We start from the raw sequence: 18,410 nt of genomic DNA, 5'->3' as shown, positions 1-18,410 counted from the left end.
AGCCCGTTTCGCCCATAGCGGGACAGGTTCGGAGCTTCCCTGACTAAGCTGGGCAAGTCAGTTCGTCGGGCGGATAGGCGCGGTTACGTCCGCCCATACCAGCCGGTGCCTGCTGGCTTGCTCAGCCGCTTTCCGCAGGGGCGTGCCTGGGTCGGGCCAAAAGATGCCTGCATCCAAGACCTGCAGGTCCGCTGATGGCAGCACATAATCGACCCGCATTTCGCCTACGGCCTTCCATTCCACCGTCGTCAGCGCGCCTGACCCGTCAGCGGGGCGGGGATCCTGCAGGCGCGGATCGGCCAGCAGAGCTTGTATTGCTTCGGTGCGTCCATCCCCCCGCACGGGATCCAAGTTGGCATCTGCGGCGATAACAAACGGACCATCCGGTTTGCGCCCGAGTTCACCGTCTAGAACAAGGGACCAGAGCCGGATTTCATCTCGGTTTCGCAACCCGTTTCGATCCTCGGGCCCGTCAAACACAGGCGGTGCGGCGTGGAAAGTCATCAGGTCCAGCGACCCGATCGGCGTGTCCACTGGCACGATCCAATGGGCAACAGAAGACAAGCGCTGTATGGACTGAGCTTCTTCCGAGGGGAACGGACCGGCGTCCGTAACCGGCAATTCTGCACCCGGCAAGTCTCGCCACAGCAGGTTGGTAAAGTCCTGCACCCCGTCTTCATGGATGGGGTACCGCGAAAGCACCGCCAACCCAGCTTGGCCGGTGAAGCGACCCCAGCCCTGAGCGTCCGCCGGGCCGTGGGTGCGCCCGTCACCATTCAGGTCCAAAGCTGTTTCGAGCCCCGAATTCGGTACCGCAGCGAAATGATAGGGGTAGTGCAGTCCTGCGGTACGGAGTTGGTCGATCAAAGCGGCAATAGCTTGCCCCTCCAAGTCCCAGTCGACCCCCTGCAGGGAAACGATATCTGCCTGCGCCGCGACAAGCACATCGACCACGGCCCGCACCTGCGGGTCGCCACGCTGAATGTCGCGCAGCAGCAGGCCCGGTCCATCGCGGCTGAGTTCGGTGTTGTATGTGGCAATGCGCACTGTCTCTGCCTGCGTCATCACCGGCAGCAGCAAGAAAATCAGGGCGCGGATCATGCAGCCTGTGTGAAGTCGGCGGTAGAATAGGCGCGGCGTTTTTCGACAATCAGGTTGGCGATGCGCAGTGTCGCCATGCCGCGCATGATCATGCTGGCGGGCAGAAAGGCCCAGGCGCTCATGGTCCAGATCAGAGTCTGAGGATTGCTCAGCGAAATCGGGTTGGCAAAGTCGGTCAACAGCTTGATCACGGCCGGAATCAGGAAGGGCAGCAGCACCCCGATCGAGATGTTCAGGCGCCCATCCCGTTGCAGCCGGGTGACGACATCTCCGCCTTTGGTCGGGTCGAACAATGGCAGGTTGGTCCAAACGTTGAATGCGCCGTTTCCCGTGGGCCAGCCACGCATTTTCACGGCGTAGGCAAAGCTTGCGATCGTCACCAACGCAGCCACATAAGCCATGCTGGCTGAAATGCGCACCAATTCGATCAGTTGTGGGCTGGCATCAGAAGGCAGAACCAGCACGACGAGGCGAACGGGTGAGTAAGGGAAATCAACCACATTGGCGACGCCAAGACCCATCGCATAGAATGACTCGGTCAGATCAGTTGGAACATAGACGTTTTTGCAGATGAGCGTCAGGAAGGTGACCATCGACATCAGCCCAACAAAGCGCAAGCGATTCACAGGCGGCGCGTCGCGGAATTCGATAAAGCTGGGAAAAGCCGAGTTGTATTCGGCAAACGTCAGGAAAAAGGCGAGAATCGCAAGAAAGACGACAATCTCAGTGCCGTTGGTTGATGATACGGGCAGGTACAATGCGGGGGTTAGTACCATTAAGGCGACCAATATACCCCGAATCGCCGCCCCTGTTGTGCGCGCAATCACTATCCGAACCCTTTCCAAACCGGAATAGCCGATTCTACGCCGACTTCGTTCCAACTCGTGCCCGCCGCGTGTTTATTAGACGGATGCCTCTTAAATACCAGACATTGGCGATAAGCGACATTTCGCTCAAGCCAAGCATTAGAAAACACTGAGTTTTGGGCAAAAAGATGGCGCAACTGGTGCGGGATTGCATCATTTTCGACGCAAATCCGACGTGTATCACAATAGGGTATCTATATATTGTGGTTTACAGAATTTTGACCCCAAGAATGAGAATGGAGCCACGTCAGTGACCCCATTAGGTTGAGTATCCACAGAATCGCCCTGAGAATCATACCCAAGGACGGGCTTGACTCGCGTGTTCCTCAAATTTGTCGATGTGGTGGTCTTTTTCCATGGTCAGGCCGATATCGTCCAAACCGTTCAGCAGGCAGTGTTTGCGATGCGGGTCGATGTCGAACTCGATCACAAAACCATCCGATGTCGTGATTTGCTGATCTTCCAGATTGACTGTCATACGTGCGTTTTCACCTTTGTGCGCGTCGTCCATCAGAACTGTATGGTGTTCTTCATTGACCACTATGGGCAGGATGCCGTTCTTGAAGCAGTTGTTAAAAAAGATGTCTGCAAAGCTGGTTGAGATCACAACCTTGATGCCAAAATCCTTGATCGCCCAAGGGGCGTGTTCACGCGACGAGCCGCAGCCGAAATTGTCCCCCGCGACAAGAATGTCAGCCTCACGGTATGCGGGCTTGTTCAGAACAAATTCTTGGTTTTCCTGACCGTCGTCGTGATAGCGCATCTCATCAAACAGCACGACGCCAAGACCAGACCGTTTGATGGTTTTAAGGTGCACTTTCGGGATGATCATATCTGTATCGATATTGATCAGCGGCATTGGGGCGGCCACCCCGTGGACTTTTTCAAACTTTTCCATGTTCATTCTCCTGCGGGAGAGGGCCGCGCCCGTGCCCCGCGTTTAAGCTTCTTTCGCTTCCGTTACGTCATTGGGCGCGCTTTTGATAAAGAGCGCCATGAAAACCAATCCGAACCCGTTGAACAGCATCTCGATTCCCAACAAGATACCCAGCAAGCTAAGCGCCAGCCCTATCGAGGCATTGGCAAGGATGTAAGCGGCCAAGGCCAGGGACAGCACGCCTGAAATGAGCGTTGGCCAATAGAATTGAGTGCCGCGCATCTGGAATGACAAAATGATGCGAGCGATTCCGCCGGCCACAAACAGGATCATGACCACTGTTGTCAGGGTCAATGTCCCTTCCATCGGGTTGTCCAGAAAAGACCAGCCCAGAAACAACATCACGGCACCCATTATGAGTGACAGGATTTTGTTGCCAGCACCTTCGACCGTGAAGCCGCCCACAACTTGCAGCCCGCCCGAAATCAGCAGCAACACGCCAGTTACCATGGTTACGGCGATGGAAGCCACAACCGGCGCGCCCAGCACAAAAATACCAAACGCAATCGACAGCAGCCCCAACAGAAGCCATTTAATCCAGTCACTCATATTCTTAATCCCTCAAATATCTAGATATGAGGGGACCTTACATCATTTCACGGACGTCTGTCAGCCGTCCTGTGATTGCCGCTGCGGCAGCCATTGCAGGGCTTAGCAGATGGGTGCGCCCACCCCGGCCCTGACGCCCTTCGAAGTTGCGGTTCGAAGTCGCCGCGCAGCGTTCACCCGGCTGCAACTGATCCGGATTCATCGCCAGACACATCGAGCATCCTGCCAGACGCCATTCGAATCCCGCCTGTTTGAAGATGTCCGCAAGGCCTTCTTCTTCGGCCTGCGCACGAACAAGGCCCGAGCCCGGCACCACCATGGCGCGCATGCCCTCCTTGATTTTCTTGCCTTTCAGTATTTCGGCAGCAGCGCGCAGATCTTCGATCCGGCCATTCGTGCAAGACCCGATAAAGACGGTATCGATTTCCACTTCGCTCAGCCTTTGACCGGCTTTCAGACCCATGTATTCGATTGAACGGCGGGCTGCGTCGACCTTGCCACCTTCGAAGTCTTCGGGGTGCGGCACAGTTGCCGTGATCGGCAGAACATCCTCAGGGCTCGTGCCCCATGTGACGACCGGCGCGATATCCTCACCACGTATGGTTACGACCTTGTCGAAATGCGCGCCTTCATCGGTATAGAGGGTTTTCCACCAATCCATCGCAGCTTCCCATTGGGCACCTTTGGGGGCGTGCGGGCGGCCTTTGACATACTCAAACGTGGTCTCATCAGGCGCGATCAGGCCAGCGCGGGCGCCGCCTTCGATCGCCATGTTGCAGACGGTCATGCGGCCTTCCATCGACAGGTTGCGGATTGCTTCGCCGCAATATTCGATGACATAGCCTGTGCCGCCCGCGGTGCCGGTCTCACCTATAACGGCCAGAGTGATATCCTTGGCGGTCACGCCCGGCTGCAATTTGCCAGTGATTTCCACCTTCATGTTCTTTGATTTCTTTTGGATCAGGGTCTGGGTTGCCAATACATGCTCAACCTCTGACGTTCCGATACCATGGGCCAGCGCGCCAAATGCGCCGTGGGTGGCGGTGTGGCTGTCGCCGCAGACGACGGTCATGCCGGGCAGGGTCCAGCCCTGTTCCGGGCCAACAATGTGCACAATACCCTGACGGACGTCATTCACCGGGTAATAGTGAATGCCAAAATCCTTGGCATTCTTGTCCAATGCCTCAACCTGAATACGCGATTCAGGGTTCTCGATCCCGTTCACACGATCGGGCGTGGTAGGAACGTTGTGGTCTGGGACGGCGATGGTCTTTTCCGGCGCGCGCACCTGACGGCCCGCCATGCGCAGGCCTTCGAATGCCTGCGGGCTGGTCACTTCGTGCACCAGGTGACGGTCGATATACAGCAGGCAGGTGCCATCATCGGCTTCGTGCGCGACATGGGCATCCCAGATCTTGTCATAGAGTGTTTTGGGGGACATCGGTCCTCTCCCGTGTGTAATGAGAAATAGCTGGCGAGTTGGCTCAGGCGACAGGTAGGCGTGCCAGGACCGTGCGGGCAGCCCCAAAGAACCGCTCACGCAGGCGCGCGCGGTCTTCCAGATTCTGTACTTGGGCCACATTGAGTCTCATGCGCACCAGATATAACGGGGCTTGCCGTCAATCAAGGTTCAATCCAGCACCGGGCTTGCATCATATGGAAAGGCTGTTCAAGCTGGCAGCATGGACCAAGATCTGATCCCCAGTTCGCTGTCGGACCTCTATCACAACATGACAGCGGGCTTTTCCGTGCAATTCGAAAATCTTGTCGAGCTGATTGTCACGCCCGGCTGGCGGCAGCATCAGTTGATCATCATTCTGGTTTTGTGGGCCGTGGCCTATACCCTTAAACTGGCAACGCAAGGCCGGTGGGAAACTTGGGCGCGGGCCCGTGCCGGCTGGCCAAAGTGGCGGCTGCGGATTCTTGTCCAGCTGATGCAGCGCCTGACTTTGGTCTATTTCGTGGTGCTGTCCTGGGCGTTGTATCTGCTGATGCAGCAGATCACCTGGCCGTCACGCAGCTACATCATCGGGGTCGTGGCGACGCTGGCGACGGCATGGCTGGCGATTGCGCTGGTTGCCAGGCTGGTGCGCAACCGGACCCTGCGGCGGATCTTCAAATGGGCCATGTGGGTCTATGCAACGCTGATTGCCCTCAATCTTACCGATGATGTGGCCGAGTTTCTGGACGGTGTGGCCGTTTCCATTGGTGAGCTGCACATCTCGGTCCTTGGGATCCTCAAGGCGACCCTGCTGATTGGTATTCTACTGACCCTGGCCCGTTTAGGTGCCCGTGCGGCCGAACGGGGTTTGCAGAGCAACGACGATATTTCCCCATCGATGCAGGTGCTTTTGGCCAAGGGCATCCAGGTGGTGCTTTACGGTGCTGTCTTTCTGGTCGCCATCCGCACGTTAGGCTTTGATCTGACAGGCATCGCGCTGCTGTCCGGTGCGATCGGTGTGGGGATCGGCTTTGGCCTGCAAAAGGTGGTGTCAAACCTGATCTCGGGGATCATCATCCTGATGGACCGGTCCATCAAGCCGGGCGATGTGATCTCGCTGGGCGATACGTTCGGTTGGATCAACGCGCTGGGCGCGCGGTATGTTTCGGTTGTGACGCGGGACGGGCGAGAATACCTGATCCCGAACGAGGATCTGATTACCAATCAGGTGGTAAACTGGTCGCATTCGGACCGGTTCGTTCGGCTGGATCTGGACTTCGGCACCAGCTATGCTGACGATCCGCATCAGGTGCGCGCAACCGCGATCCGGGCGGTTAAAGGGGTCAAGCGCGTGCTCAGCGGCGGGTCGCACGAACCGGTCTGTCACATTACCGGCTTTGGCGACAGCAGTGTCGACTATGTGCTGCGGTTCTGGATCAGCGATCCGACCAAGGGGCTGACCAATATTCGGGGCAATGTCTACCTTGCCTTGTGGGACGCGTTCAAAGAGCAGGGTATCTCAATCCCCTTCCCACAGCGCGAGGTTAGGTTGCTGGACGACGACGCAGCCACGCAACAGGTCGCCAAAGAGTGACCCCTTGTGGCTAACGTGTCACGGCATTTCATTGAAATGTTGCAATCCTCTTGCTACCTTTATAACACCCCGGCGCCGGGGGTTTGCGGCGCGCAGCAAAGGAGGACAATGTCCTGTCTCTACATACTCAGGCGGGTTTGCCTGCCGAAGACGGGGCCAGCGTGATGGCCCACTCTCAGTCAATCAGCGACAAGCTGCTTGAGCGTATCCTTTCCTCACTTTCCGATGACAAGGCCGAAGATGTCGTGCAGATCAACCTGCAAGGCAAATCGTCGGTTGCGGATCACATGGTCATTGCCTCGGGTCGGTCGACCCGTCAGGTCTCGGCCATGGCGGAAAAACTGACGGATCGCATCAAGCAGGAGTTCGGCTTTACCTCGAAGGTCGAAGGCAAGGATGCCGGCGACTGGGTGCTGATCGATACGGGCGACGTGATCGTCCATATCTTCCGCCCCGAAGTGCGTGAATTCTACCAGCTGGAAAAGATGTGGCTGCCTCAGGGCGGCAGCGCCTCGGCCAACTGAGGCGCTATCCCGGTCTGCATTAACAGGCCGGTGGCGAGAGAAATTTGCGTATAAGCATTTGTGCGGTCGGGCGATTGCGTGCCGGACCGGAGAAGTCCCTGCTTGATGATTATCTGACCCGATTTGACAGGACCGGCCGCAGCCTGGGCCTTGGACCTGCGCGCGTGGTCGAGGTCGAAGACAAGAAAAGCACAGGTATGAGCGCCGAAGCCGCGCTGCTGCGCAAAGCGCTGCCCAAAGGCGCGGTGATCTGCACGTTGGATGAACGCGGACGGGTGATGTCATCGCCGGAATTTGCCGAGAAGCTGGGCGGCTGGCGGGATGCGGGGCGGCAGGACCTTGCGCTGATCATCGGCGGTGCCGATGGAATAGACCCTGATCTGCGGGCTGAGGCCGATTTTTCCATCTCCTTCGGGGCGATGGTCTGGCCTCATATGCTCGTCCGTGTGATGCTTGCTGAACAGCTTTACCGGGCCGCAACGATATTGTCGGGTGGCCCATATCACCGGGTCTGACATGGCGCAGCTTCTGATCGTTTATCATTCCCGCACGGGTGGAGCCCAGCAAATGGCCGAAGCGGCGGCAGAGGCCGGGCGGGCTGAGGCGGATGTTGTTCTGAAATTCGCAGATCAAGCCGGGCCCAAGGACTTGCTGACCGCCGATGGCTATATCTTCTGCGCCCCGGAAAATCTGGCTGCGATTTCGGGTCTGATGAAAGAGTTTTTCGACAGATGTTATTATCCCGTGCTGGGCAGGATTGAAGGACGCCCCTATGCCCAGATGGTTTGCGCGGGGTCTGACGGTGAGAACGCCGCGCGTCAGATTGCCCGGATCGCGACCGGTTGGCGGCTGAAAGAGGTGCAACCGCCCCTGATCCTTTGTACCCAAGCGCAAACGCCCGATGCGATACTGGCTGAAAAGACCATCCCTCAGGATCAATTGAACAAATGCCGTGAGATCGGTACCGCCTTGGCTGCCGGTCTCAGCCTTGGCGTGTTTTGAGCGTCAGTTCAGATCAACCACCGTGGTGCCGTCATTCCAGCCATCGACATTGCACCGCGCTTGTATCTGAACCTGAGTGACGCCGTCTGGGATCACAACACCACTTAATGAGCGCGTAAACGGCTGCTCAGTCTCGTGCGGGTGATGCAGCACGCGCATGCCCAACTCGTTGCCTTCCATGTCCAGAACACGCCAGCCATCGGCATAGTGATCCCAGCCTGTGTCAGGATGTCGAATTGTGACATCAAAACGCCAAGTCTCACCGTTTTGACGGGCCGAGACGTTTTCGATCACTGCGGGATCGGCAAAGGCGGGGCTTGCCAGAAAGGCACTGAGAATCAGATAGCGCATGGACCGACGATAGGGGGCCTGACTTATCCGCGCCATCATGACTTGGTGTTGGGCGGCAATTTCAGCAGCACCGAGCGTGAATGAGACGCGAATTCTCGCCGGTATAGCACTCCAAACGTAGCAACAGTTCCGATGATCAACGCGACCGGCCCTAATATCCATGTGACCGAGGCCAACGCGAAATAAGTGGCGCGAAGGGCGCGATTAAAGCTGCGCGCCGCCGTCACGCATATTTCGGCAGCCTGTGCTGCACGGGGATAGGCCTGTGGATCCTCAGCGTCGTTTGGAACAGCAGCCATCATCACGGCGCAATAGCCAAAAAGGCGATGTGCCCAGACATATTTCAGGAATGCGTTCGACAAGAAAACCAGAACCACCAGTATCTTGATCTCCCACACCAGCGCAGGTGCGCTGCCGATGGCAAGATCGCGCGCGACGCCAGCAAGGCGTTCCGTATTCCCCAACAGGGCCAGTCCGCCCCCGATCGCGATCATGGTGGTCGAAGCGAAGAATGTGCTGCCCTGCCGCATGCTGGCCACCACTTGCGCATCGAACATGCGCGGTTGACGAGTCACCATCTCATGCATCCAGTCGCGGCGGAAATCATCCATCATCATCGCGACGGATTTCCTGTTGGGTGAGGGATTGTCGATCCGCCAGCCGATCCACTGCCAGGCAAAAAGCAGCAGCAGAAGGGCGGCGTAGTCGAGCGGTGAAAAAACCATGGCGCGTTCGATCCAAGTCATGGCCGTGACACTACGTTGGGATGCTGGAACTTGCCAGATGGGTAAATTGGTAATATTACTTTACCAAACCTGAGGGATCGCCATGGATATGCCAACGCCAAACCCCGACATTTTGAACCGCAAAGCCTTGGTTTTGCGCAGGTTACAGCAAGTGTTGCCCGATGATGCCGTGATTCACGACCCTGCCGAGACGCGCGCCTATGAATGCGATGCGTTGACTGCTTACCGCTGCCCTCCGATGCTGGCGGTTTTGCCATCAACCACGCAGCAGGTCTCGGACGTCCTGCGCATCTGTCATGAGGAGGGCGTGCCGGTCGTGCCGCGTGGTTCGGGCACGTCGCTGGCAGGTGGGGCGTTACCAACAGCAGATTGCGTTATCCTGGGCGTCGCCCGCATGAATGAGGTTCTGGAAACCGACTACGCCAACCGGTTCATTCGCGTTCAGACCGGGCGCACCAATCTGAGCGTGACCGGCGCAGTTGAGGAAGAAGATTTCTTCTATGCCCCGGACCCGTCCTCGCAACTGGCTTGCGCCATCGCGGGAAATATCGCGATGAATTCTGGCGGGGCACATTGCCTGAAATACGGGGTTACGACCAATAACCTTCTGGGCGTCAAAATGGTTCTTATGGATGGCAGTGTGATCGAGATTGGCGGCGCGCATCTGGATGCGGGTGGGCTGGACCTGCTGGGTCTGATCTGTGGGTCGGAAGGTCAACTGGGTGTCGTGACCGAGGCGACGCTGCGCATTCTGCGCAAGCCCGAAGGAGCACGGCCCGTCTTGATGGGGTTCGATGACAATGAGGTGGCCGGACAATGCGTGTCCGACATCATCAAGTCGGGCATTCTGCCCGTGGCGATCGAATTTATGGATACGCTCTGCATCAAAGCCTGCGAAAATTTCGCCCACGCGGGCTATCCTGACTGCACGGCGCTCCTGATTGTCGAGGTCGAAGGCTCGGAGGCTGAGATCGACGATCAGCTTGCAAAAATCATCGAGATCGCGAAACGCCATAACCCGGTTGAACTGCGCGAAAGCCAGTCAGACGAGGAAAGCGCGAAAATCTGGCTGGGGCGGAAATCAGCCTTTGGCGCGATGGGGCAGATGAATGACTACATGTGTCTGGATGGTACAATCCCGGTCTCATCTTTGCCCGAAGTGCTGCGCCGGATCGGAGAGTTGAGCAACGAATACGGCCTGCCCGTTGGCAACGTGTTCCATGCAGGAGATGGCAACATGCATCCCTTGATCCTGTTTGATGCCAACAAGCCCGGCGATCTAGAGAAATGTGAGGCTTTCGGTGCCGAAATCCTCAAGCTCTGCGTGGATGTGGGCGGTTGTCTGACGGGTGAGCATGGGGTTGGTATCGAAAAGCGGGATCTGATGTCTCATCAATACGCGCCGGCAGATCTGGAAGCTCAGATGGCGGTCAAGGATGTCTTCGATCCGCACTGGCTGCTTAATCCTGCAAAGGTGTTTCCATTGGACGCGTCCAAGGCGCGCCGTAAGGCGCGACTGGCGGCTGAATAGGCTCTAACAAAGAATAATCGCTATGAAACCTGAGACAGAAGCCGAACTGGCCGAGATGGTGGCCGGACTGCAGCACCCGGTGCGTATTGTCGGTGGCGGCACGCGCGGCGTGCCCGGCCCCGAAGCCGTGATCAATACCACTGGTCTGAACGGAATAACCCTGTATGAGCCCGGCGCGCTGACACTGGTGGCGCAGGCGGGAACACCTGTGACAGAAATCGAGGCCGCGTTGGACGCAGAAGGTCAGCAACTGGCCTTTGAACCGATGGATCATCGCGGCTTGCTGGGTACGAAGGCAGAGCCAACCATTGGAGGCGTGGTCGCGGCCAATATCTCGGGCCCGCGTCGCATACAGGCCGGGGCGTGCCGCGATTTCCTGCTTGGTGTGCGCTTTGTCGACGGAACAGGACAGGTCGTCAAGAATGGCGGGCGCGTAATGAAAAACGTGACCGGTTACGATCTGGTCAAACTGATGGCGGGGTCTTGGGGTAAGTTGGGCGTTCTGACCGAAGTATCGCTCAAGGTACTGCCAAAGCCCGAGGCCGTTGCGACCCTTACCGTTCAGGTCGCCGATATCGACAAGGCGGTTCAGGCCATGTCCGTTGGGCTAAATTCTCCGTTTCAGGTCAGCGGAGCAGCGTATGATCCGCAGGATGGCACCGCCTATCTCAGGGTCGAAGGGTTTCAGGACTCGGTGTCATACCGACTGGAACAATTGACGCCGTTGCTGGCCAAAATAGGACAGGTGAGCGAGGTCGCTGATCCGATTGCCACATGGCGTGCCATTCGTGATGCGCAGGCGTTTCATGGCCAGGGCGGTGATGTCTGGCGGATTTCGGTCAAGCCAACCGACGCACCCGAAATTTCGGAGCGGTTGAGTGCGGATCAAACCCTGTTCGACTGGGGAGGCGGCCTGATCTGGGCGCGTGTCCCGCAAGGCACCGATCTTCGCGCGAGACTGGGGTACTTTGACGGACATGCCACGCTGGTGCGTGCCGCCGAGGAAACCGTCAAGGCGTTTGGTCGCTTCCAACCTGAACCGATGGCATTACAGGCTCTAACACAGGGAATAAGACAGCGATTCGATCCGCGCGGTGTCTTTAATCCCGGACTGATGGGGTAGGGTTATGCAGACGACATTTACCAAAAAGCAGCTTCAAGATCCGGCGATCCAACGCTCAAATGACATCTTGCGCAGCTGCGTCCATTGCGGTTTTTGCACCGCCACCTGCCCGACCTACCAAGTTCTAGGCGACGAATTAGACAGCCCGCGCGGTCGCATTTATCTGATCAAGGACATGCTTGAGAATGAGCGTGTGCCCGACGAAAAAACGGTCAAACACATCGACCGCTGCCTGTCCTGTCTGGCCTGTATGACAACATGCCCGTCCGGCGTGCACTATATGCATCTGGTCGATCATGCGCGCGAATACATTGAGGCGAGGTATAAACGCCCCTTCACCGATCGTGCGTTGCGGTGGGTACTGGCGCAGATTCTACCCTATCCGATGCGATTCCGCTGGGCTCTGATCGGGGCCAAGTTGGGCCGACCGTTTCGTTTTCTTGTCCCTGATGCGCGGTTGCGGGCGATGCTGGATATGGCGCCAAAGCATATCCCTCCGGTTAGCCGAAATGATGACCCGCAAAGTTTTGCGCCCAAAGGACAGCGCCGAAAGCGCGTGGCGCTGATGACAGGATGTGCGCAGAAAGCCTTGAACACGGACATCAACGACGCGACGATCCGCTTGCTGACGCGGTTGGGGTGCGAGGTCGTGGTCGCCAAAGGCGCGGGTTGTTGCGGGGCTTTGACCCATCACATGGGCAAGGTGGAAGACAGCCACAAGGCAGCCGCCGCCAATATCAGAGCGTGGACTTCCGAAATGGACGGGGATGGTCTGGACGCAATTGTCATCAACACCTCGGGCTGTGGGACAACTGTTAAGGACTACGGGCATATGTTCCGCAATGATCCGCTGGCGAAGGTCGCGGCGCGTATTTCAGATATCGCAATGGATATCAGCGAGCTGCTGGTGCAATTGGACCTGCCGGAAGGGGCCAACAAAGGTATGACGGTTGCCTATCACGCAGCGTGTTCCTTGCAGCACGGTCAAAAGGTGAAGACGCATCCCAAAAGCCTGCTAAAAAAGGTGGGATTCTCTGTGTTAGAGCCTGCTGATAGTCATCTGTGCTGCGGTAGTGCAGGGACCTACAACTTGATGCAGCCCGAAATTTCGGGGCAGCTGAAACGGCGTAAAGTTAAAACTCTTGAGGCGAAAAATCCCGATGTGATCGCTGCGGGCAATATCGGCTGCATGATGCAGATCGGGTCGGGCACTGATATCCCGATCCTGCACACGGTCGAGCTGTTGGATTGGGCCACCGGCGGACCCGTACCGCGGGCTTTGCAACAGGACAACCTGCCGGCGGTTCCGATCCTCAGTTAGGCTGTCTGGTGCCGCGGTGCATCACTTGGTTTTGAAAACCAGATTTGAACCGGTCGCCCTATTTTTGCCCCACACCAACCGTAGGGATAAAAGCAAGCAACAACGCCGGAGAACCGCTTGCGAAACTGGATCAAGGCTTTAGCGCTGGCTCTGACGCCGATGGCGGCGATGGCGCAGGATAGCGGGCTGAAAAGCCTCGACACCACCGATGCCGGGCGGGCTTGGATGGCCGTCGGTCGTTTGGACATCAACGGGGTGGGCTTTTGCACCGGCACGCTGATCTCACCGACATTGGTTCTGACCGCAGCGCATTGTTTGTATGACAAGGCCACAGGACAACGGATCGACTTGTCAGAGGTTGAGTTCCTTGCCGCCTGGCGTTTGGGTCGGGCGTCGGCCTATCGCGCGGCGCGGCAGGCGGTTGTGCATCCCGACTATCGTTATGACAATGAAACATCGACCGCGCGGCTGCGGAACGACATTGCATTGATCGAGCTGTGGCAACCCATTCGCAACACGACCGTGATCCCCTTTGAAACCGGCGATCGTCCGGGCCGAGGGGAAGAAGTGGGCGTGGTCTCATACGGGCGGGATCGGGCCGAAGCGCCCGCGCTGCAAGAGGTCTGTTCAGTCATGACCCGCCGGTCGGATGTTTTGGTGATGTCCTGCGATGTCGAGTTCGGCTCGTCCGGCGCACCGGTTTTCTCATTCGCGGGCGAGCGTCCGCGAATCGTGTCTGTCGTGGCCGCAAAGGCCGAATTTGACGGCCAACGCGTTTCAGTCGGCACCCCGGTCGCAGGATCGCTGCAGCTGTTGCAAGCCGAATTGTCGGCCGGCCGTGGGTTTCGGGCACAGACCTCCGAAGGCGTGGCCAAAAAGAACATCGGCGCGAGGTTCATCAAACCATGATACGCCTGATGCTTGCCGCCGTTATCTGTCTGTCTGTCCTGTCAACCGCATCCTTCGCGCAAAGCGCCAAGCGTAAACTGACCGACCGAGAAGACCTGTACGGATGGGAAGCCATTGGTCGGTTGGATATCGGCGATCAGGGCTTTTGCACCGGTACGTTGATCGCGCAGGATTTGGTTCTGACAGCGGCCCATTGCGCGGTTGATAAAAGGACAGGTCAGATCTATGCGCCCGGCAAGCTGATGTTTCGGGCGGGTCTAAGTGCGGGAAAAGCGCTGGCAGACCGTAAGGTGGTTCAGATTGCAATACATCCGGATTACGTCCACTTACCAGAGCTGTCCGCGGCCTCCGTTCGGGCGGACGTGGCGTTGATGCGGCTGGAACACCCCATTCCCTATTCTGTCGCCGATCCCTTTGCCCTGCATAGCGGCCGCGTGGCTGGCAACGAAGTTAGTCTCGCATCATACGGGCGTGGCCGGTCAGAGGCGATCACGCGTGAGCGGTCGTGTCGAATACTGCAACGCCAGCAGGGTTTGATTTCGTTCAATTGCGATATCACCTTTGGCTCGTCCGGTTCGGCACTGCTGGCCCGGAATGGCCCGCGCTGGCAGATTTTGTCGGTCGTGTCCGCAGTGGGAACCGATGGTCGCCAAAAAGTTGGATACGGAATGGAACTGGCTGGAATCGTTGCGGACCTCAAGGCCGATCTGCGGCGAAACGCGCCACAGCCCAAGGCCGCGATCCGACGGCTGCAGGTCGGGTCGGGAAAGTCGAACTCGGGCGCGAAATTCATCTCATCCGGCGGGTCTTGAACTCGGCCAAAATGCTTCCCATTTCAGTTCTGTCAGGTCGCCAATAACGGGGCTTGGCAATCTCAGTCGCCCGTCCAAACGGAGGGCGTAACAAAGATCGCTCAAACATGAGGATATGACACATGCGTAGTTTTGATTTTGCACCGCTGCACCGCGCCACAATTGGCTTTGACCAGATCGCCGACATGATGGATCGGGTTCTGACCAATGACGTCGCCCAGCCCACTTATCCGCCTTACAATATCGAAAAAACCGATGCCGACACCTATCGCATTTCAATTGCTGTTGCCGGTTTTTCGGAAACTGACCTATCGGTCGAAGTCAAGGAAAACGCCCTGATTGTTGCGGGCAAAAAAGCTGCTGAGGATAAAAAGCGCAGTTACCTGCACCGCGGTATCGCCACCCGCGCGTTTGAGCGTCGCTTTGCCCTCGCCGACCACGTGCGCGTAACGGGTGCAAGCCACGAGGATGGCATGCTGAACATCGATTTGAAGCGTGAGGTGCCAGAAGCTCTGAAACCGCGCCGGATCGAAATTTCTTCGGCTAACGCCATTGAAAAGGATGTGGTCGACGCCAGAGCCGTGAACTAAGGCGGCAAGCACTCACGAAGCGATGATCCTGTCCTCTTTGAATCATCGCACCATACGCCCCGCGTTCCTCCAGGCGCGGGGCGTTGTATATTTACCCGCGTGGTAAGACTGATCATGCATCACGCAATGACTGCAGGCGTCAGCGCCCTTGGCCAACAAGAGTGTTGTAAAATTAGGCCAACGTTTGCAGGCGTTGGCCTAAACCGGATCACACGGACAGACAGATGTATTTCATCTCAAGGTAGTCTTCCATGCCGTGGTGGCTGCCTTCACGTCCAAGGCCGGATTGCTTGACGCCCCCGAACGGGCCCAGCTCGGTTGAGATGATGCCCGTGTTTACACCCACGATGCCGTATTCCAGTGCCTCTGCCACTTTGTAGACGCGGCTCAGATCCTTGGCATAGAAATACGAGGCCAGACCAAAGATGGTGTCATTGGCCATGGCGATCACCTCATCTTCGTCTTCGAACTTGAACAATGGGGCAAGCGGGCCAAAGGTTTCGTCCTGTGCCACCAGCATATCCTGAGTGACATCGGTTACGATGGTCGGCTGAAAGAAGGTGCCGCCCAGATCATGGGGCAATCCGCCGGTCAGGATCGCGCCGCCTTTGTCGGTGACGTCCTGAATGTGTTCCTGCACCTTGGCGACAGCATCATCGTTGATCAGAGGGCCGGTTGTGGTGCCCTCGGACAGGCCATCGCCAACTTTAAGCGCCTCTACCGCGGTTTTGAGTTTGGCAGCAAACTCGTCGTAGACACCGGCCTGCACATAGATACGGTTGGCGCAGACGCAAGTCTGCCCGTTGTTGCGGAACTTGCACAGCATCGCACCTTCTACGGCTGCATCCAGATCAGCATCATCGAACACAATGAACGGAGCGTTGCCGCCCAATTCCATCGAGCATTTCATGACTTGATCAGCCGCCTGACGCAGCAGGATGCGGCCCACTTCGGTCGAACCGGTAAAGGTCAGCTTGCGCACGCCGGGGTTTTCGCAAAACTCTTTGCCCACGTCGCTGGCACTTGATGACGGCACAACGTTGAACACGCCTGCAGGAATACCTGCCTGTTCGGCCAATACTGCCAAAACCAGTGCCGACAAAGGGGTTTCCATTGCCGGGCGCGCAACAAAAGCGCAGCCCGCAGCCAGCGCTGGTCCGGCCTTGCGGGTAATCATCGCGTTGGGGAAGTTCCATGGCGTGATAGACGCCGCCACTCCGATCGGCTGTTTCAGCACCATAATCCGTTTGTCGCGTTGGTGCCCGGGGATAGTTTCACCGTAGACGCGCTTGGCCTCTTCACCGAAAAATTCAATGAACGAGGCGCCATACCCGATCTCACCAATGGCTTCGGCCAGCGGTTTGCCTTGTTCAGCGGTCAGGATCTTGCCCAGATCCTCTGCGTTTTCCATCATCAGATCGAACCAGCGACGCAGGATCGCGGCGCGTTCTTTTCCGGTCAGCTTGGCCCATTCCCTCTGCGCAGCCTCGGCCTGTGCAATCGCACCAGCGACCTGAGCGCGGCTGACATCGGCCACCTCGGCGACCACGTCACCGCGTGCGGGGTTGGTCACCGCGAAGGTGCCATTGTCACCCTCTACCCACTGACCACCGATATAGGCTTTGGTCGCAAGCAGGTCGGGGTTTTTCAGAATGGATTTCAGATCGGTTGTTGCGTCCAGCATGGGTCAGCCTCCGGCAGGAATTTTGTTCAACGCACCCAATCAGGTGGTGTCTGGATTGTCTATGCCCACTATGCCCCGCGGATCAATCCAGATTTGATCAACAAACGCAGGTATCAGGTCAGGATATCGCGCCTATCTTTTTGAGACCGAGTTTGCCACAGTTTGCGGGAATTTTGGACTCGCGGGGATGTAAATCAGCGTAACATTCCCTATCTTATTGGGTAATTGAAGAAAAAAGGGATAGCAGTGATGTCGAACCACCAATTTGACGCCTTGATCGAAGAAACTCAGGCGAAAGTGCGGGAAAGCCAATCGCAGATTGAAGGGCTGACATCCCGGATCGAAGCGGCCCGAACCAAGATCGGCACAGCCGAGGCGGATATCGACATCGAAAACGCCACGCTTGAGGATGTGCACGCCCATACCGAGGTGATGAACGCCAACATCGCCGAGCTGATCATGGGTCTGGATGACGTCACCAACGCATTTTCCAAGGATTTTGACGAGATGCGCTCGAAAACCGGGTGGGAAAGCTTTGTTGGTATCTTTGCCAAGGCCAAATCTGAGTCGATGCGGCAAGAGAGGATGCGCACCGCCAATATCGACGATAAGCTGCAGGACCTGATCGCCAAATCAGACGTGATCGTGAAACTGTTAGAGGGGCAACTGGCGGTGCTCGAAGAGCAGCGCGTGAAGGTCGAGGATAATCTGACCGGCACGCTGGACGACCGTGAAGCGACTGTCGCGGAACTCGAGGCGCTTCGGGCAGAAATTCAGGGTATGGACCCGACGATCATCACTTTGGAAAACAAGATCAGCGTCGAACAAGATGCTGCCGCACGCACCCAGTTGGAAACCGAACTGGCCGAGCTGAACAAGCAATACAACGCAAAGGTTCAGGAAGAGCAGGTCAAGCTGGCCAAATCGCAAACGCTGGAGCGCTATATCGAAAAGGGCAAGACCTGGGTCGATTCTCTACAGAACCAGGCGGCGACGCAGATGGTGCTGATCAACAAGCTGCAGACAGACACGCAACAGCGCGTGGTGCTGTACGACGCCCTGACCAAATCGCTGAAAACCGCGCAGCAGCAGGACGTGGCCCACCGCATCAACGAGATCGGCGTGCAGACGGACCAAGAGGCGCAGACGGCGATGGCCGCCATCGGCACCGCGACCAACCAGAAAATGGCCGACATGCTTGAGGCGCATGAGGACCACATGGTCTTTGCCCGCGACGTGCTGGAGAAAAAGGCCAAGGCGGACGAGCGCTTTGCCCGCCGGTTTGCCTCGATTGTCGAGAAGCATGATAAGAATTTGTACGGGGGTTAG

The 18,410-nt window shown here is 57.5% G+C and carries 20 protein-coding genes; 11 read left to right on the top strand and 9 right to left on the bottom strand.

Going from position 1 to position 18,410, the window contains the following annotated elements:
• Window positions 1-57 precede the first annotated feature (57 nt).
• From ACXAET_RS12290 to ACXAET_RS12265, 6 genes are all read right to left on the bottom strand, one after another.
• On the bottom strand, window positions 58-1,101 hold the full coding sequence (locus ACXAET_RS12290; RefSeq protein WP_475185280.1) for an endonuclease/exonuclease/phosphatase family protein: 1,044 nt from the start codon (window positions 1,099-1,101) through the stop codon (window positions 58-60).
• Complete coding sequence (locus ACXAET_RS12285) at window positions 1,098-1,877, bottom strand: hypothetical protein (RefSeq protein ID WP_475185276.1); 780 nt, start codon at window positions 1,875-1,877, stop codon at window positions 1,098-1,100. The genes ACXAET_RS12290 and ACXAET_RS12285 overlap by 4 nt, the downstream gene beginning before the upstream one ends.
• A gap of 382 nt (window positions 1,878-2,259) precedes the next feature.
• A complete protein-coding gene (leuD, locus tag ACXAET_RS12280; RefSeq protein WP_475185273.1) occupies window positions 2,260-2,865 on the bottom strand; it encodes a 3-isopropylmalate dehydratase small subunit in 606 nt (201 codons plus the stop codon).
• Window positions 2,866-2,907: 42 nt separating this feature from the next.
• A complete protein-coding gene (locus ACXAET_RS12275) occupies window positions 2,908-3,453 on the bottom strand; it encodes an HdeD family acid-resistance protein (protein ID WP_475185269.1) in 546 nt (181 codons plus the stop codon).
• Between the two features lie 37 nt (window positions 3,454-3,490).
• Window positions 3,491-4,894: a 3-isopropylmalate dehydratase large subunit gene (gene leuC, locus ACXAET_RS12270; protein ID WP_475185266.1), complete on the bottom strand. Its 1,404-nt coding sequence runs from the start codon at window positions 4,892-4,894 to the stop codon at window positions 3,491-3,493.
• A gap of 43 nt (window positions 4,895-4,937) precedes the next feature.
• Window positions 4,938-5,033, bottom strand: coding sequence for an isopropylmalate isomerase (locus tag ACXAET_RS12265; RefSeq protein ID WP_475185265.1), 96 nt, complete (start codon window positions 5,031-5,033; stop codon window positions 4,938-4,940).
• Between the two features lie 102 nt (window positions 5,034-5,135).
• On the opposite strand from ACXAET_RS12265, the gene ACXAET_RS12260 reads away from it, so the two are divergent.
• From ACXAET_RS12260 to ACXAET_RS12245, 4 genes are all read left to right on the top strand, one after another.
• Complete coding sequence (locus ACXAET_RS12260; protein ID WP_475185262.1) at window positions 5,136-6,488, top strand: mechanosensitive ion channel family protein; 1,353 nt, start codon at window positions 5,136-5,138, stop codon at window positions 6,486-6,488.
• A gap of 164 nt (window positions 6,489-6,652) precedes the next feature.
• The gene (gene rsfS / locus ACXAET_RS12255) at window positions 6,653-7,012 is read left to right on the top strand and encodes a ribosome silencing factor (protein WP_058276550.1); all 360 of its coding nucleotides are present in this window, start codon (window positions 6,653-6,655) and stop codon (window positions 7,010-7,012) included.
• A 44-nt stretch (window positions 7,013-7,056) separates the two neighbouring features.
• Window positions 7,057-7,527: a 23S rRNA (pseudouridine(1915)-N(3))-methyltransferase RlmH gene (gene rlmH, locus ACXAET_RS12250; protein ID WP_475185258.1), complete on the top strand. Its 471-nt coding sequence runs from the start codon at window positions 7,057-7,059 to the stop codon at window positions 7,525-7,527.
• Window position 7,528: 1 nt separating this feature from the next.
• Complete coding sequence (locus ACXAET_RS12245; protein WP_475187206.1) at window positions 7,529-8,014, top strand: flavodoxin family protein; 486 nt, start codon at window positions 7,529-7,531, stop codon at window positions 8,012-8,014.
• A gap of 3 nt (window positions 8,015-8,017) precedes the next feature.
• On the opposite strand, the gene ACXAET_RS12240 is transcribed toward ACXAET_RS12245, so the two are convergent.
• Window positions 8,018-8,365, bottom strand: coding sequence for a hypothetical protein (locus ACXAET_RS12240; protein WP_475187204.1), 348 nt, complete (start codon window positions 8,363-8,365; stop codon window positions 8,018-8,020).
• Window positions 8,366-8,400: 35 nt separating this feature from the next.
• Window positions 8,401-9,111: a DUF599 domain-containing protein gene (locus ACXAET_RS12235; RefSeq protein WP_475185256.1), complete on the bottom strand. Its 711-nt coding sequence runs from the start codon at window positions 9,109-9,111 to the stop codon at window positions 8,401-8,403.
• An 82-nt stretch (window positions 9,112-9,193) separates the two neighbouring features.
• Between ACXAET_RS12235 and ACXAET_RS12230 the strand changes: the two genes are divergently transcribed.
• From ACXAET_RS12230 to ACXAET_RS12205, 6 genes are all read left to right on the top strand, one after another.
• The gene (locus ACXAET_RS12230) at window positions 9,194-10,642 is read left to right on the top strand and encodes an FAD-linked oxidase C-terminal domain-containing protein (protein ID WP_475185250.1); all 1,449 of its coding nucleotides are present in this window, start codon (window positions 9,194-9,196) and stop codon (window positions 10,640-10,642) included.
• A 22-nt stretch (window positions 10,643-10,664) separates the two neighbouring features.
• Window positions 10,665-11,765, top strand: a complete 1,101-nt coding sequence (locus ACXAET_RS12225) for an FAD-binding protein (protein ID WP_475185245.1) — start codon at window positions 10,665-10,667, stop codon at window positions 11,763-11,765.
• 4 nt (window positions 11,766-11,769) lie between these two features.
• Window positions 11,770-13,086, top strand: coding sequence for a glycolate oxidase subunit GlcF (gene glcF / locus ACXAET_RS12220; RefSeq protein WP_475185240.1), 1,317 nt, complete (start codon window positions 11,770-11,772; stop codon window positions 13,084-13,086).
• Between the two features lie 117 nt (window positions 13,087-13,203).
• Window positions 13,204-13,995 (top strand): trypsin-like serine peptidase, encoded by a 792-nt coding sequence (locus ACXAET_RS12215; protein WP_475185236.1) that lies wholly within the window; start codon window positions 13,204-13,206, stop codon window positions 13,993-13,995.
• Window positions 13,992-14,807, top strand: coding sequence for a trypsin-like serine peptidase (locus tag ACXAET_RS12210; protein WP_475185232.1), 816 nt, complete (start codon window positions 13,992-13,994; stop codon window positions 14,805-14,807). The genes ACXAET_RS12215 and ACXAET_RS12210 overlap by 4 nt, the downstream gene beginning before the upstream one ends.
• 122 nt (window positions 14,808-14,929) lie before the next feature.
• Window positions 14,930-15,397 carry an Hsp20 family protein gene (locus ACXAET_RS12205; protein WP_475185229.1) on the top strand — a complete coding sequence of 156 codons (468 nt, stop codon included), beginning with the start codon at window positions 14,930-14,932 and terminating at the stop codon, window positions 15,395-15,397.
• A gap of 208 nt (window positions 15,398-15,605) precedes the next feature.
• Here ACXAET_RS12205 and ACXAET_RS12200 read toward each other — a convergent pair whose 3' ends face one another.
• A complete protein-coding gene (locus ACXAET_RS12200; RefSeq protein WP_475185226.1) occupies window positions 15,606-17,081 on the bottom strand; it encodes an NAD-dependent succinate-semialdehyde dehydrogenase in 1,476 nt (491 codons plus the stop codon).
• A 249-nt stretch (window positions 17,082-17,330) separates the two neighbouring features.
• Between ACXAET_RS12200 and ACXAET_RS12195 the strand changes: the two genes are divergently transcribed.
• Window positions 17,331-18,410 carry a coiled-coil domain-containing protein gene (locus tag ACXAET_RS12195; RefSeq protein ID WP_068338464.1) on the top strand — a complete coding sequence of 360 codons (1,080 nt, stop codon included), beginning with the start codon at window positions 17,331-17,333 and terminating at the stop codon, window positions 18,408-18,410.

The organism is Ruegeria sp. AWH4_226, from assembly GCF_056159225.1.
Note: the sequence above shows the minus strand (reverse complement) of the source record. Positions and strands in the feature narration are given on the sequence as shown.

Excerpts from the sequence above, each read along its gene's own strand:
- ACXAET_RS12245 (WP_475187206.1), top strand. The coding sequence starts at position 7,529 with ATGGCGCAGCTTCTGATCGTTTATCATTCCCGCACGGGTGGAGCCCAG.
- ACXAET_RS12205 (WP_475185229.1), top strand. The coding sequence starts at position 14,930 with ATGCGTAGTTTTGATTTTGCACCGCTGCACCGCGCCACAATTGGCTTT.
- ACXAET_RS12195 (WP_068338464.1), top strand. The coding sequence starts at position 17,331 with ATGTCGAACCACCAATTTGACGCCTTGATCGAAGAAACTCAGGCGAAA.
- ACXAET_RS12200 (WP_475185226.1), bottom strand. The coding sequence starts at position 17,081 with ATGCTGGACGCAACAACCGATCTGAAATCCATTCTGAAAAACCCCGAC.
- ACXAET_RS12210 (WP_475185232.1), top strand. The coding sequence starts at position 13,992 with ATGATACGCCTGATGCTTGCCGCCGTTATCTGTCTGTCTGTCCTGTCA.
- glcF (WP_475185240.1), top strand. The coding sequence starts at position 11,770 with ATGCAGACGACATTTACCAAAAAGCAGCTTCAAGATCCGGCGATCCAA.
- ACXAET_RS12285 (WP_475185276.1), bottom strand. The coding sequence starts at position 1,877 with ATGGTACTAACCCCCGCATTGTACCTGCCCGTATCATCAACCAACGGC.
- ACXAET_RS12225 (WP_475185245.1), top strand. The coding sequence starts at position 10,665 with ATGAAACCTGAGACAGAAGCCGAACTGGCCGAGATGGTGGCCGGACTG.
- ACXAET_RS12275 (WP_475185269.1), bottom strand. The coding sequence starts at position 3,453 with ATGAGTGACTGGATTAAATGGCTTCTGTTGGGGCTGCTGTCGATTGCG.
- ACXAET_RS12235 (WP_475185256.1), bottom strand. The coding sequence starts at position 9,111 with ATGACTTGGATCGAACGCGCCATGGTTTTTTCACCGCTCGACTACGCC.
- leuD (WP_475185273.1), bottom strand. The coding sequence starts at position 2,865 with ATGGAAAAGTTTGAAAAAGTCCACGGGGTGGCCGCCCCAATGCCGCTG.
- ACXAET_RS12240 (WP_475187204.1), bottom strand. The coding sequence starts at position 8,365 with ATGCGCTATCTGATTCTCAGTGCCTTTCTGGCAAGCCCCGCCTTTGCC.
- ACXAET_RS12290 (WP_475185280.1), bottom strand. The coding sequence starts at position 1,101 with ATGATCCGCGCCCTGATTTTCTTGCTGCTGCCGGTGATGACGCAGGCA.
- ACXAET_RS12260 (WP_475185262.1), top strand. The coding sequence starts at position 5,136 with ATGGACCAAGATCTGATCCCCAGTTCGCTGTCGGACCTCTATCACAAC.
- rsfS (WP_058276550.1), top strand. The coding sequence starts at position 6,653 with ATGGCCCACTCTCAGTCAATCAGCGACAAGCTGCTTGAGCGTATCCTT.
- ACXAET_RS12230 (WP_475185250.1), top strand. The coding sequence starts at position 9,194 with ATGGATATGCCAACGCCAAACCCCGACATTTTGAACCGCAAAGCCTTG.
- leuC (WP_475185266.1), bottom strand. The coding sequence starts at position 4,894 with ATGTCCCCCAAAACACTCTATGACAAGATCTGGGATGCCCATGTCGCG.